We start from the raw sequence: 12425 nt of genomic DNA on the forward strand, positions 1-12425 counted from the left end.
TCCCACGGTTCGCGCGAGTACGCGAATTATAGCGAGCGTCTGATTCTCGGTCAAAGTGCATCGCACGACGATGCTCCCCGCCCTTCCATGACGATAGGTCATGGCTCCTCGTTCATCCGTAATATCATTAGACTCGCAGTTGCTTGACCCCTGCAAAAACGCTGTGTTAGAGTCACTCGCCTTGACGATGCGACTCATCTGATACCATGCGCGTGATTGCTGGAACCCACCGGGGACGACGCCTTCAGGGTCCGCAGGGAACTGCACTCCGTCCTACCTCTGACCGTGTACGGGAAGCACTGTTCTCCATTCTTGGCAACCGGCTTCCTGAGAGTCGAGTGTTGGATCTATATGCAGGAACCGGGGCCATCGGGATCGAGGCCTTGAGTCGAGGATCGGCTCAGGTGACCTTTGTCGAGTCGCGCGCCGAATCACTGACGCTCTTGAGGCGAAATGTCTCGGATTGCCACATGAGCAGCCAGGTTATCATACAAGCGAGAACCGTCCAGCAGTTTCTTGCTCGTCCGGAACTCTGGACCGGTCCCTATGATATTGTCTTTGCCGATCCTCCCTATGATGCGACCTATGAGCTTGAGGGCATCTTCAAGAACATCACGCCGGCCTTGGCCACGCCGGATGCCTGGTTGATAGTCGAGCATGCATCAAAGATGGTCCTCCCGTCCCAACTGGGGCCCAGCTCGTTCACTCGACGCTATGCCTATGGAGATACCGCCTTGTCGATCTTTACCTTCCCCGATGTGGTGCCGGCATGAAAATCGGCATTTATCCCGGCACGTTCGACCCGATTACGCACGGTCACACCGATATCATCACCCGCAGCCTTCGGGTATTCGATAAAGTGGTGGTGGCGGTGGCTCCCAACCCGGCCAAACATCCGCTGTTCAACCTGGCTGAGCGGCTGGAGATGGTGAAGCTGGTCATGAAGGATTTGACCCAGGTGGAGGTGACGGCGTTCGAAGGCCTGCTGGTTGACTATGTCGAACGGTCGGGTGCCCATGCTATCATTCGCGGCTTGCGCGCCATTTCTGACTTTGAGCATGAATTTCAGATGGCGCTCATCAACCGGAAGCTGGCCAAACAAGTCGAGACGGTTTTTTTAATGCCGAGCGAAGAATATTCCTATCTCTCCTCAACCATTATCAAGGATGTCGCGCAACATGGGGGAGCATTGACCGAATTTCTCCATCCTGAAGTGGCCCGACGCCTCCAAGAACGAATTCGGAGTCTGAAATCATGAAACTCGCTGCACGTGTGAGCCGTATTACGCCCTCTCCGACCCTGGCCATGACCGCCACGGCCAAAGCCATGGCGGCCCAAGGGATCGATGTCGTCGATTTCTCATCCGGAGAGCCGGATTTCGATACGCCGGAACCAGTGAAGGCCGCGGCGGAAGCCGCGATTCGAGCCGGATTTACCAAATACACGCCTTCATCAGGCATCGATGAACTGCGCCAGGCCGTCATTGACAAGCTGCAGACCGAACTCGGGCTCCGGTACGAGAAATCACAAATCCTGATCTCCTGCGGAGCGAAGCATTCGCTCTACAACCTGGCTGAAGCGCTTCTGGAACAGGGCGATGAGATCATCATTCCGACTCCCTACTGGGTGTCCTATGCAGACCAGGCGTTGCTCAACGATGCTACGCCCGTGCTGCTACCCACGAGAGAAGATCAGGGCTATGCCATCAACCCCGATGAACTGCAGCGGCTTATCACGCCGCGCACGAAAGCGATTATCGTCAATAGCCCCTGTAATCCGACCGGCGCCACGTACGACAAACGCACACTTGAAGCCATTGCCGAGATCGCGCTCAAGCATAAGATTTTGATCATCTCGGATGAAATCTACGAGAAAGTCCTCTACGACGGAGCCACGCATTTGAGTATTGCCACGTTGAGTCCCGACGTCGCGGCTCAAACCGTGATCATCAACGGCGTGTCGAAAGCCTATGCCATGACAGGCTGGCGGATTGGCTATGCGGCTGGCCCGAAAGATTTGTTGACGGCCATGGCCAATATTCAGAGTCAAAGCACCTCCAATCCCTGTTCCATTTCGCAGAAAGCCGCTGTCGCGGCGTTGCGAGTGGGCAACCCGTTTACCGAAAAGATGGTCGCGGAATTCGACCGCAGACGGAAGGTGATGGTGGAGCGGCTGAATGGCATTCCCGGCGTCAGTTGCCGGCTGCCCGGCGGCGCATTTTACGCCTTCCCGAATATTCGCGGCGTCCTCGGACGGCGCGGGCCAAACGGAGTGATCGATTCTCCGACCGCCTTCGCCAATTATCTCCTGAAAGACGCGCATGTGGCCGTGGTTCCAGGAGAGCCCTTTGGGAGCGCCGACCATATTCGGCTGTCATATGCCACCAGCATGGAGGCGATTATCAAAGGGCTAGATCGTCTTGCCGCCGCGGTCGGCAAACTCACGCCCTGAGTCCCGTCTTGACTCGTGTGAATTCGAGGTTATTCCTATATAGGTTAACCCATCATTGCCGGAGGATGTCCTGTGCCGATTTACGAATATCGCTGTGAAGAGTGCTCGTATACGTTTGAGTTGAAGCAGAGCATCAAGGATGAGTCGATCGCCAGTTGCCAGAAATGCGGCAAGCCCGTCAGCCGCATCATCTCGGCCCCGGCGATCATGTTTAAAGGAAGCGGCTGGTATATTACGGATTATTCCGACAAAATGAAGCCGCCGTCAGGAGACGCCTCGAAACCTTCCCCAACATCAACGACGCCGGCAAAATCCGAGTCGGCCTCCAGCGCTCCGGCGGCATCATCGACGACAGCCCCGGCTGCCGCTCCCGCCTCCTCATCGTCAGGAAGCAGCAGCGGCACCTCATCTTCGGCTGGGACGAGTTCGTCCTCGTCAGGCAGCTCGTCGAGTTCGAGCTAAACTTATCCTGTTTCTAGGTATGCTTGGCGGGCGCTTTTTTCTTCGCCGGTGTTTTGGGCGCTGGCTTGGCAGCCGGTTTGGCCGCTGATTTAGCCGGAGCCTTTGGCGCCGAGGCTCTCGCCGCTTTCGCCCGCAAGGCTTCCACTTCGTTTTGCAGGCTGGAAATCATCCCGGTTTTTTCACGGTTCATTCGGTCCAGGCTCTCGACCTGCGCCTGCAAATCCTGTTTGCCTTTGGCCAGATCGTTTAACTGGCTCTGGAGTTGAGTCTTCTCCATATTGCTGGTCTGGATCTCCGAGCGGAGCTGCTCGATTTGTGCCTGTAACGCCGGTGGCCAGTAGTCGCAGCCCGACAGCGTAAGCCCTGCGGCCACCAGCAGGCCCATGAGCATCGATTGACGTGTCCGAATCATCATTCCCCTCCTCCTTCTGACATGGTTCGAGTCGATGTATACCACATTTTTCTCTACTGAAGATGAAGTCCTTGCGCCGTGAGCGTCTTCTCAATGTCCAAAGGGGCAATCGCCCCCTCCCGGAGTATCGTCACGCCGTCGCAGATACTCACCACAGTTGACGGCAGTCCTCCGGGAGTCATTCCAGCATCAACAATGAGGGCGACCTCGTTGCCAAGGGAGAGATTCACGTCCTGTGCGGTCTGGACCGGCGGAGCCCCGGACCGGTTGGCACTTGTGCCGGTTAACGGGCCAATCCGCCGCAGCAGATCGGCCAGCGGCCCGCATGACGTCAGCCGGATTCCCACCGTTCCGGTTCCCGCCGTCAGATTTGCAGGCAATCGGTTGTTGGCGGGAAACACAATGGTAAGGGGGCCTGGCCAATAGGCCTCCATCAGCGCCTTGGCCGCCGGAGGAACGTGGCCTACTAATCCGTCGAGCTGCGCCCGATCGCCAATGAGGACAAGAATCGGTTTGCCGTCCGGGCGGCCTTTGACGGCAAGGAGCCGGTCGATCGCGGCCGCATCGAAAGGATTCGCGCCGAGTCCGTAATAGGTTTCCGTCGGGAGCGCGACTACACCGCCTGCGCGCAACACCCCGGACAGGGAGGCGCTGAGCGAGTCCACTTCTGTCGCACGATACGGCGTGATGATAGCCATGAAGAGGGCGAACCGGACGATTTCTAGGCGCGCGGCCCCAGTGCCCGATGCGCAATGTCGGTTCGGAAATGACAGCCGTCGAAAGACAGGGTCTTCACCCGGCGATAGGCTTCCTGCTGCGCTTCGGCAATGGTCTTCCCATAGCCGGTGATGCCTAAGACGCGGCCTCCGGCCGTCACAATGTCTTGCCCTTTGCGAACGGTGCCGGCGTGAAATACCGTGGCCGACGGCGTGCTGTCAGCCAGCCCGTGAATGACCTTCCCGTTTTCGTAGGCGCCGGGATAGCCGCCGGAGGTCATGACCACGCACACAGCGTAGGTGTCATGCCATTCGACGGTGAATTGATCCAGCCGATGTTCCACCACCGCTTCGATCACGTCGATCAGATCGGACTTTAGGAGCGGCAGCACCACCTGAGTTTCCGGATCGCCCATGCGGGCATTGAACTCCAAGACGTACGGCGTGCCCTTGACCACCATCAAGCCGGCATAGAGGACGCCTTGGAACGGACAGCCCATGCGCGACATGGCCACCACGATCGGCTGGAGCACATCACGCGTCACCTGTACGCGCAGCGCAGCCGTGCCGAGCGGCGCGGGACAATATGCGCCCATGCCGCCGGTATTGAGCCCCGTATCCCCGTCTCCTACGCGTTTGTGGTCCTGCGCCGGCAGCATCGGCACTACGGTTTTGCCGTCCGTGAAGGCCATGATCGTCAACTCTTCCCCATCGAGAAATTGCTCGATGAGAACACGCTGGCCGGCTTGGCCGAACACCGACTTTTCCATGGAGTCGATAATCGCCTGGCGCGCCTGTTCGCGAGTCGTCGCGATGATCACGCCCTTGCCCTGTGCCAGCCCATCGGCCTTGATCACAACCGGCAACTCGTGCTGATCGACGTAGGCCAGCGCGGCCTCCATCTTCTCAAAGCTCTGCGAGCGGGCCGTCGGAATTTTTGCCGTGGCCATGACCTCTTTGGAGAAAATCTTGCTGGCTTCGAGGCGCGCGGCGTGTTTGGTCGGACCGAATATCTTCAGCTTGGCCTTGCGAAACTCATCGGCAATGCCCAGCGCCAGCGGGACTTCCGGCCCCACCACGGTCAAATCGATTTGTTCCTTGATGACGAACTCTTTGAGGGCGGCGATATCGTCGGCCTTGATCGGCAGGCAGGCCGCAAGCGATTCCATCCCCGCATTGCCTGGGGCGCAAAATAACTGCGGCTTGCGCGGACTCTGCGCGAGCTTCCAGACGATCGCGTGCTCGCGTCCACCGCTGCCGACAACAAGAATCTTCACTACAAAGCCTTTCGTGATGGGTGATCAGTGATGCGTGATGAAGTGACTACGAGCCGAAACGGGAACAAGACGATCAAGGCAAGAGCCGCCTGGTTCTTGCCTTGGTCACGCATCACTTTTTACGGCCTTTTCAATGTCTAAAATGCCGCATTCCCGACATAATCATCGCCAGCCCGTGCTCGTCGGCCGCCTTGATGATTTCGGCATCGCGAATCGATCCGCCCGGCTGAATGACCGCTGTGATGCCGGCCTGAGCCGCCGCATCCAATCCGTCGCGGAAAGGGAAGAACGCATCCGACGCCATCACGCAGCCCTTCACCGGCATCTGCGCTTTCATCGCCGCCAGTTTGACCGAATCGACCCGGCTCATCTGTCCCGCGCCGATGCCAACGGTCTGGCCAGGCTTGGCGTAAATGATTGCGTTTGATTTGACGTGCTTGCAGACCTTCCAGGCAAAGGCACAGGCCGCGTATTCGTCATCCGTCGGCTTTCTGGCCGTCGGCACTTGCAGCGCGCGCAGGTCCGTGAGCACACCCAAATCGCGGTCTTGCACGATCAATCCGCCAACGAGCTTCTTGAGATCGTAACCGACCTGCTTCACCTTGGTGAGCGGGCCGACATCCAAGAGGCGGAGATCCTTCTTGCGTTTCAATTCAGCCAGGGCGTCCTCGGCAAATCCCGGCGCAATGACGACCTCTACAAAGGTGGACGTGATTTCCTTCGCGGCGGGCAAATCCACGATCCGGTTAAATGCAATCACGCCGCCGAAGGCCGACACCGGATCGGTCTCGCGCGCTTTGACGTAGGCTTCCACCGGCGTCGCGCCCAACGCCACGCCGCAGGGATTGTTGTGCTTGATGATCGCGACCGCGCACTCATCGTATTCCTTCGCCAATTCGAGCGCCGAATTCGCGTCCAGGAAGTTGTTGTACGACATCGCCTTGCCGTGGAGAATCTTCCCGCGCGACACTGACGGTTCGTTGGAATTCAATTCGCGATAGAAGGCGCCTTGCTGGTGAGGATTCTCCCCGTAGCGCAACGTTTCCGCCAGCTCGAATTGCATCGAGAGGATCTTGGGAAACTTCACCTCCCCGCCCTGCACCTGCTTCTCCAGATAGGTGGCAATCAGACTGTCATAGCGGCCGGTGTGTTGAAACACTTTCATGGCCAATTCGCGCCGGAGCGCCGCCGGTACGTCGCCGCTCTTGATCGCATCCAGCGCCCGGCCATAGTCCGCCGGATCGACGACGACCACCACATCTTCATGGTTCTTGGCGGCCGAACGCAGCATGGAAGGGCCGCCGATATCGATGTTTTCAATGGCCTCTTCAAATGGGCAATTGGGCTTGGCAATGGTGGCTTCGAAGGGATAGAGATTCACGACGACCACATCGATCGGGCCGATGCCGTGCTGCTGCATTTGCGCCACATGCGCCGGAACCGACCGCCGTCCCAACAGACCGCCATGCACCTTCGGATGAAGCGTCTTCACCCGTCCATCGAGGATTTCCGGCGAGCCGGTATAGGCCGCCACATCGGTGACCTTCACGCCGGCATCGCGCAAGGCTTTGGCCGTGCCGCCGGTCGAAAGAATTTCCGCGCCAAGAGCCTCCAGGCCCTTGGCCATCTCAACAACTCCGGTCTTATCTGAAACGCTGATCAGTGCCCGCTTGATGCTGGCCATGGTTCACTCCTTGAGAGTCATACATAGTGAGTAGGTCACGTCTTGGAAGGCGGGCTGAAGAATAGCAAATGGCTTCCGATAAGTGCAAGAACAGGCACTGGATCCATTCACGCGAGTGCGCGCCAGGGCTTGTTGATGTTCAGTGTGACGGCGATACCATGTTGAGCTGGTGGCGCTGTACACGGTCGAATGTCCGTTTGACTTCCCCTTCCCTGCCCTCCTAGAATCCTCCATGGCTTCGTCCTTCGTCCATCTCCATCTCCATACCCAATTCAGCCTGCTTGACGGCGCGAATCAGATCGAGCCGCTTGTCCAGCAGATCAAGGCGTTCAACCAGCCGGCGGTCGCCATGACCGACCATGGCAACATGTTCGGCGCAATCGAGTTTTACCGGAAGGCCAAAGAGGCCGGGGTGAAGCCGATCATCGGCTGCGAAGCCTATATGGCCTTGGGCAGCCGCCATGCGAAGAAAGACAGCGGGCTCGCACACAACGATTACTACCATCTGATTTTGCTCGCCAGCGACCTGACTGGCTACCAAAACCTTATCAAGCTCGTCAGTAAAGCATATCTTGAAGGATTCTATTATAAGCCTAGGATGGATAAGGAAATTCTCAAGGAGCATCACGAAGGGCTCATCGCCCTGTCCGGTTGTCTCAGCGGAGAAATTCCCTACCTGATCGGCCAGAAAGATATGGCCGGCGCGATGGCCGTGGCGGGGGAATTCCAGGAGATTTTCGGGAAAGACCGCTTCTACCTTGAAGTCCAGGCCAATGGCCTCGACCACCAGCGGATCGCCAATGCCGGCTTGATCGAGATCCATAAGAAGCTCGATATTCCAATGGCCGGGACGAACGACTGCCACTATCTCAAAAAAGAAGATTCGCATCCGCACGAGCTCATGCTCTGCCTCCAGACGGGCAAGACCTTGAGCGACCCGAACCGGATGAAATTCGACACGGACCAGCTCTATGTGAAATCGACCGAGGAAATCGCTCCGGCCTTCGCCGAATTTCCCGGCGCGGTGAGCAATACCTGCCGGATCGCCGATGACTGCAAGCTGGATCTGCCGCTCAACAAGACCTATCTCCCGCAGTACAAAGTGCCGGAGGGCTACACCCGCGAATCGTACGTCGAAGAACTGGCGATTGCGGGATTGAAGGCGCGCCTCAAGGAGCGCCCCAGCCAGATTCCCTCCGCCGCCTATGAACTGCGCCTGCGTGAAGAGCTGATGGTGATCTGCTCGATGGGCTTTGCCGGGTATTTCCTGATCGTGTGGGACATCATCCGCTTTGCCCGCTCACGCGGCATTCCCGTCGGACCGGGCCGCGGCTCAGCCGCCGGCAGCCTGGTGGCCTATGCCTTGCGCATCACGGATCTCGATCCGCTGGTTTACACGCTCCTCTTCGAGCGGTTCCTGAATCCCGAGCGCGTGTCGCTCCCCGATATCGACATGGACTTCTGCATGGATCGCCGTGGCGAAGTGATCAACTACGTGGTCGAGAAGTATGGGACCGACCACGTGGCGCAGATCATCACGTTTGGAACGCTCGGCGCCAAGGCCGCGATTCGCGATGTCGGCCGGGTGCTGGAAATCCCCTACGCCGAAGCCGACAAAGTCGCCAAGCTGATTCCTAATCAGTTGAATATGACCTTGCAGCAGGCCCTTGAGCAAGAACCGAAGCTCCGCGAACTCGTCGAGACCGACACCAGAATCGCCGAACTCATGAAAGTCGCGCAATCGCTGGAGGGCCTGGCGCGCCACGCCTCGACGCATGCCGCCGGTGTCGTGATTTCAGAAGGCCCCCTCACCGATCATGTCCCGCTCTACAAGGGGGCCAACGACGAAATCGTGACCCAGTACTCGATGGGGGACGTCGAGAAAATCGGCCTGGTGAAGTTCGACTTCCTCGGCCTCAAAACGCTCACGATGATCCGCCGCGCCGAAGCGCTGATCAATGACAGCCATCCGAACGATCCGCCGCTGGCGGTCGATCAGCTGCCCTTCGACGATCCGAAAACCTTTGCGCTCCTCTCATCCGGGAAGACCACCGGCTTGTTCCAGCTGGAAAGCTCCGGGATGCGCGATTTGCTCACCGGCCTGAAACCGGACCGGTTCGAAGACATCATCGCCATCATCGCGCTCTATCGCCCCGGTCCCATGGACCTGATCCCCGACTTCATCAAACGCAAGCAGGGCAAGATTCCGATCACCTACGAAACGCCCGAGCTCGAGCCGATCCTGAAAGACACCTATGGTGTCATCGTCTATCAGGAACAGGTCATGGCCATCGCCAACAAGGTGGCGGGCTTCTCGCTGGGACAAGCTGACATTCTCCGCCGGGCCATGGGCAAAAAGAAGCCGGAGGAGATGGAGAAGCTGCGCGTCAAGTTTCTGGAAGGCGCCAAGACCAAGGGGATCGCGGAGAAAAAGGCCGAGAAGCTCTACGAGCTGATCCAGAAGTTCGCCGGCTACGGGTTCAACAAGTCGCACGCCGCGGCCTATGCCGTGGTCTGCTATCACACCGGTTACTTGAAGGCCCACTACCCGACCGAGTTCATGGCCGCCCTCATGACGACCGACATGGGCAACCAGGATAAGATCGTCGGGTACTTCACCGAATGCCGCGATCTCGGCATCAAGGTGCTCGGTCCGGACATCAACGCGAGCAAAAAGCATTTCGCGGTCGTCGATGGCGTGATCCGGTTCGGCTTGGCGGCCATCAAGAATGTCGGCGAAGGCGCCGTCGAATCGATCATTGCCATTCGCAACGACACCGGCCCGTTCACGTCGTTCTTCGAGTTTTGCCGGCGCGTGGATTTGCACAAGGTCAACAAGCGCACATTGGAAGGATTGATCAAGGCCGGCGCGTTCGATTCGACCGGCGCGAAACGCTCGCAGCTCATGGCCGTGCTCGACCAAGCCGTCGAAGACGGGGCCGCCGCGCAGCGGGAACGGGACCTGGGGCAGACCAGCATTTTCGGCGAAGAGTTCCAGGCGCAAGACACCGGTACAGCCATGGCCACGCCGCCGCTGCCCAACATCGCCGAATGGGACCAGGCGCAGCGCTTGAAGTACGAGCGCGAACTGACCGGTTTCTACATCACCGCCCACCCGCTCACGCGCTACGAAGCCACCATCAAGGCCCTGTCCACCGCCACGACGATCAGCCTGGGGGACGTGGCCGATGGAAAAGAAGTCAAACTCTGCGGCATCATTGCCTCGGTCAAGAGCATGGTCACGAAGAAGGGCGACCGGATGGCCTATCTCACTTTAGAGGACTTGCACGGCACCGTCGAAGCCATCGCGTTCCCGGACCTCTTCAGAACCGCTGGCGACTTGATTGCCCCGGAACGCGTGGTACGGCTGGTCGGGACGGTCGATCGGGGCGATAAAGGGACCAAGCTGCGCGGCGTGAAGATCGAACCGCTCGCCGACGTGCAGATGCAGTCCATCAAGCGCGTTCACATTCGGCTCACCGACCGGCCTGATGTCGGCGAGCAACTGCCTCGGCTGCGCGACATCTTCAAACGCTACCCAGGAGGCACGGCTATCTCCCTGACCTTTCAAATGAACGGCACGCTCGAAGCGGACACCCAGCCGCTCCCGAATCTGACCGTGACCCCCAGTGAATACTTTGTCGCGGATGTTGAAGAAGTGCTAGGCAAAGGGGCCCTTTCTTTGCTATCTTAGCGTACGTAATTGGGGGTACCATTGGCGAAGACCCCACCCATTGATCAACCGGGTACGACAACGACTATGCGCGACTACCTTGAATTTGAAAAGCCGATCCGCGAGCTGGAAGAAAAAATCGAAAAGCTGGCGGCAGCCAATTCAGGAAAATCTTCGACCCAGGAAGAAATCCGCAAACTGCGCGGGAAAATCGCCCAAGCCGAACACGAACTCTATGGGTCCCTGACTCCCTGGCAGCGCACCCAGCTGGCCCGGCATCCCCAGCGCCCCAGCACCATCGACTATATCAACGAACTCTGCCGTGGCTTTCTGGAGTTTCACGGCGACCGTTCCTTTGGCGACGACCGAGCTATTGTCGGCGGGTTCGCCCGGTTCAACGACCGGACGGTCATGATCATCGGCCATCAAAAGGGCAAGACGCTCAAAGAGCGGATGCAGCGGAACTTCGGCATGCCCAACCCGGAAGGCTACCGGAAAGCCCTGCGCCTGATGCGAATGGCGGAAAAGTTCAACCGGCCGATCATCACCTTTATCGATACTCCGGGGGCCTATCCCGGCATCGGCGCCGAAGAGCGCGGGCAAGCCGAAGCCATCGCCCATAATCTACTCGTCATGTCCCGCCTGACCGTCCCGATTCTTTCCGTGGTGATTGGAGAAGGCGGCAGCGGCGGCGCCCTGGCCTTGGGCGTATCGGACCGCGTGATGATGCTGGAACATTCCGTCTATTCCGTGATTTCCCCGGAAGGCTGTGCCGCGATTCTCTGGGACAACCCGGCGAAAGTGCCCGATGCGGCTGCCGCGCTGAAAATCACCGCGAACGATCTGCTCGAGCTTGGCGTAATCGACGAAATTATTTCCGAACCGCTCGGCGGCGCCCATCGCGACCCCAAAGCCATGTGCGAGCGAGTCGGCAAAGTGCTCACCAACCAACTCTTCCAGCTCACCGACCTGTCAGCCGACCAATTACTCACCCAGCGCGATCAGAAATATCGCAAGATCGGCGCGGTGAATGGGTTAGTTGCCCTCACGTAAGCGGCGTGGGACCTTCAATTTGATATCTCGCTCTGCGCCTGTAACCCCACTGCGATGAACCGCTGTTGAATGGCCGCTAACATCATGGCGCGTACGTCTGTCCGGCAGACATCCAGCTCCTCATCCTGAAGATAGCGATCGACCGTGCGGGGCAATTTCCGCCACCAGGCATTGGCTGAGACTCTGGCTTGCTCTGCCCCCACCGCGTCATGTTCGAGAATCTTCCGCAGCTCCCGCTCAAAAAACCCGACGTGCGTTTCCTCGTCCTCCACGATCGCCGCCATGTCCGGACGAAGCCCGACCAGCAATTTGGCAAACTCCAATCCGAGCGCCTCATAACCAAAGAGCAACACGGCCAGGGCCGGCCATTGCTGCGGCACGGTCGGCAGCACCTCGCGTCCGCGCGACTGATGACCCAGCATCGTTTCAAACTGCTGCAGATGATCCAGTTCATCCGCTTCGTGCTGTTTGAGGAAGGCCTGCACATTCGGCGGCACATCGCGCAACTGCGCGGCCCGCACGGCCCAGAGGGCCATGGCTTCGGCGCGTAAGAATCGTTCGAGGATCGCCCGTTCACAACTTTTTGGCAGCATCATGCGGGTAGCCTAGCATGCTTCTCTGAGCGAATTGAAGGTGAAGACTGTCAGATTCTCGTTCCGCCTTGCAGGATATGGGGACTCTGAATAGGATGGGGCCA

At 58.7% G+C, this 12425-nt stretch carries 11 protein-coding genes; 5 read left to right on the forward strand and 6 right to left on the reverse strand.

The window, feature by feature from the left end:
• Positions 1–206 precede the first annotated feature (206 nt).
• From rsmD to RI101_06255, 3 genes are read left to right on the forward strand one after another with little or no spacing between them, the layout of a single operon-like run.
• Positions 207–773: a 16S rRNA (guanine(966)-N(2))-methyltransferase RsmD gene (rsmD, locus tag RI101_06245; GenBank protein MEC4889646.1), complete on the forward strand. Its 567-nt coding sequence runs from the start codon at positions 207–209 to the stop codon at positions 771–773.
• Positions 770–1258, forward strand: coding sequence for a pantetheine-phosphate adenylyltransferase (gene coaD / locus RI101_06250; protein MEC4889647.1), 489 nt, complete (start codon positions 770–772; stop codon positions 1256–1258). The genes rsmD and coaD overlap by 4 nt, the downstream gene beginning before the upstream one ends.
• Positions 1255–2451 carry a pyridoxal phosphate-dependent aminotransferase gene (locus RI101_06255; GenBank protein MEC4889648.1) on the forward strand — a complete coding sequence of 399 codons (1197 nt, stop codon included), beginning with the start codon at positions 1255–1257 and terminating at the stop codon, positions 2449–2451. The genes coaD and RI101_06255 overlap by 4 nt, the downstream gene beginning before the upstream one ends.
• A gap of 239 nt (positions 2452–2690) precedes the next feature.
• On the opposite strand, the gene RI101_06260 is transcribed toward RI101_06255, so the two are convergent.
• The 5 genes from RI101_06260 to purH all read right to left on the reverse strand — a co-directional run bounded on the left by RI101_06260 (position 2691) and on the right by purH (position 7002).
• Positions 2691–2855, reverse strand: a complete 165-nt coding sequence (locus RI101_06260) for a hypothetical protein (GenBank protein ID MEC4889649.1) — start codon at positions 2853–2855, stop codon at positions 2691–2693.
• A 71-nt stretch (positions 2856–2926) separates the two neighbouring features.
• On the reverse strand, positions 2927–3328 hold the full coding sequence (locus RI101_06265; GenBank protein MEC4889650.1) for a hypothetical protein: 402 nt from the start codon (positions 3326–3328) through the stop codon (positions 2927–2929).
• 50 nt (positions 3329–3378) lie between these two features.
• On the reverse strand, positions 3379–4023 hold the full coding sequence (locus RI101_06270) for an L-threonylcarbamoyladenylate synthase (GenBank protein ID MEC4889651.1): 645 nt from the start codon (positions 4021–4023) through the stop codon (positions 3379–3381).
• A gap of 23 nt (positions 4024–4046) precedes the next feature.
• A complete protein-coding gene (purD, locus tag RI101_06275) occupies positions 4047–5318 on the reverse strand; it encodes a phosphoribosylamine--glycine ligase (GenBank protein MEC4889652.1) in 1272 nt (423 codons plus the stop codon).
• 130 nt (positions 5319–5448) lie between these two features.
• Complete coding sequence (purH, locus tag RI101_06280; protein ID MEC4889653.1) at positions 5449–7002, reverse strand: bifunctional phosphoribosylaminoimidazolecarboxamide formyltransferase/IMP cyclohydrolase; 1554 nt, start codon at positions 7000–7002, stop codon at positions 5449–5451.
• A 232-nt stretch (positions 7003–7234) separates the two neighbouring features.
• Between purH and dnaE the strand changes: the two genes are divergently transcribed.
• Together dnaE and RI101_06290 are read left to right on the forward strand one after the other, a co-directional pair.
• Complete coding sequence (gene dnaE / locus RI101_06285; GenBank protein MEC4889654.1) at positions 7235–10696, forward strand: DNA polymerase III subunit alpha; 3462 nt, start codon at positions 7235–7237, stop codon at positions 10694–10696.
• Positions 10697–10762: 66 nt separating this feature from the next.
• Positions 10763–11728 (forward strand): acetyl-CoA carboxylase carboxyltransferase subunit alpha, encoded by a 966-nt coding sequence (locus tag RI101_06290; protein ID MEC4889655.1) that lies wholly within the window; start codon positions 10763–10765, stop codon positions 11726–11728.
• A gap of 14 nt (positions 11729–11742) precedes the next feature.
• Here the strand turns inward: RI101_06290 and RI101_06295 are convergent, their stop codons facing one another.
• A complete protein-coding gene (locus RI101_06295; GenBank protein ID MEC4889656.1) occupies positions 11743–12324 on the reverse strand; it encodes a hypothetical protein in 582 nt (193 codons plus the stop codon).
• Positions 12325–12425: the final 101 nt, after the last annotated feature.

This window comes from Nitrospira sp. (assembly GCA_035968315.1).
In the GTDB taxonomy this organism is placed as follows: Bacteria; Nitrospirota; Nitrospiria; order Nitrospirales; family Nitrospiraceae; genus Nitrospira_D.

Coding starts and splice junctions, on each gene's coding strand:
- rsmD (MEC4889646.1), top strand. CDS start 207: ATGCGCGTGATTGCTGGAACCCACCGGGGACGACGCCTTCAGGGTCCG.
- coaD (MEC4889647.1), top strand. CDS start 770: ATGAAAATCGGCATTTATCCCGGCACGTTCGACCCGATTACGCACGGT.
- RI101_06255 (MEC4889648.1), top strand. CDS start 1,255: ATGAAACTCGCTGCACGTGTGAGCCGTATTACGCCCTCTCCGACCCTG.
- RI101_06265 (MEC4889650.1), bottom strand. CDS start 3,328: ATGATGATTCGGACACGTCAATCGATGCTCATGGGCCTGCTGGTGGCC.
- RI101_06270 (MEC4889651.1), bottom strand. CDS start 4,023: ATGGCTATCATCACGCCGTATCGTGCGACAGAAGTGGACTCGCTCAGC.
- purH (MEC4889653.1), bottom strand. CDS start 7,002: ATGGCCAGCATCAAGCGGGCACTGATCAGCGTTTCAGATAAGACCGGA.
- dnaE (MEC4889654.1), top strand. CDS start 7,235: ATGGCTTCGTCCTTCGTCCATCTCCATCTCCATACCCAATTCAGCCTG.
- RI101_06290 (MEC4889655.1), top strand. CDS start 10,763: ATGCGCGACTACCTTGAATTTGAAAAGCCGATCCGCGAGCTGGAAGAA.
- RI101_06295 (MEC4889656.1), bottom strand. CDS start 12,324: ATGATGCTGCCAAAAAGTTGTGAACGGGCGATCCTCGAACGATTCTTA.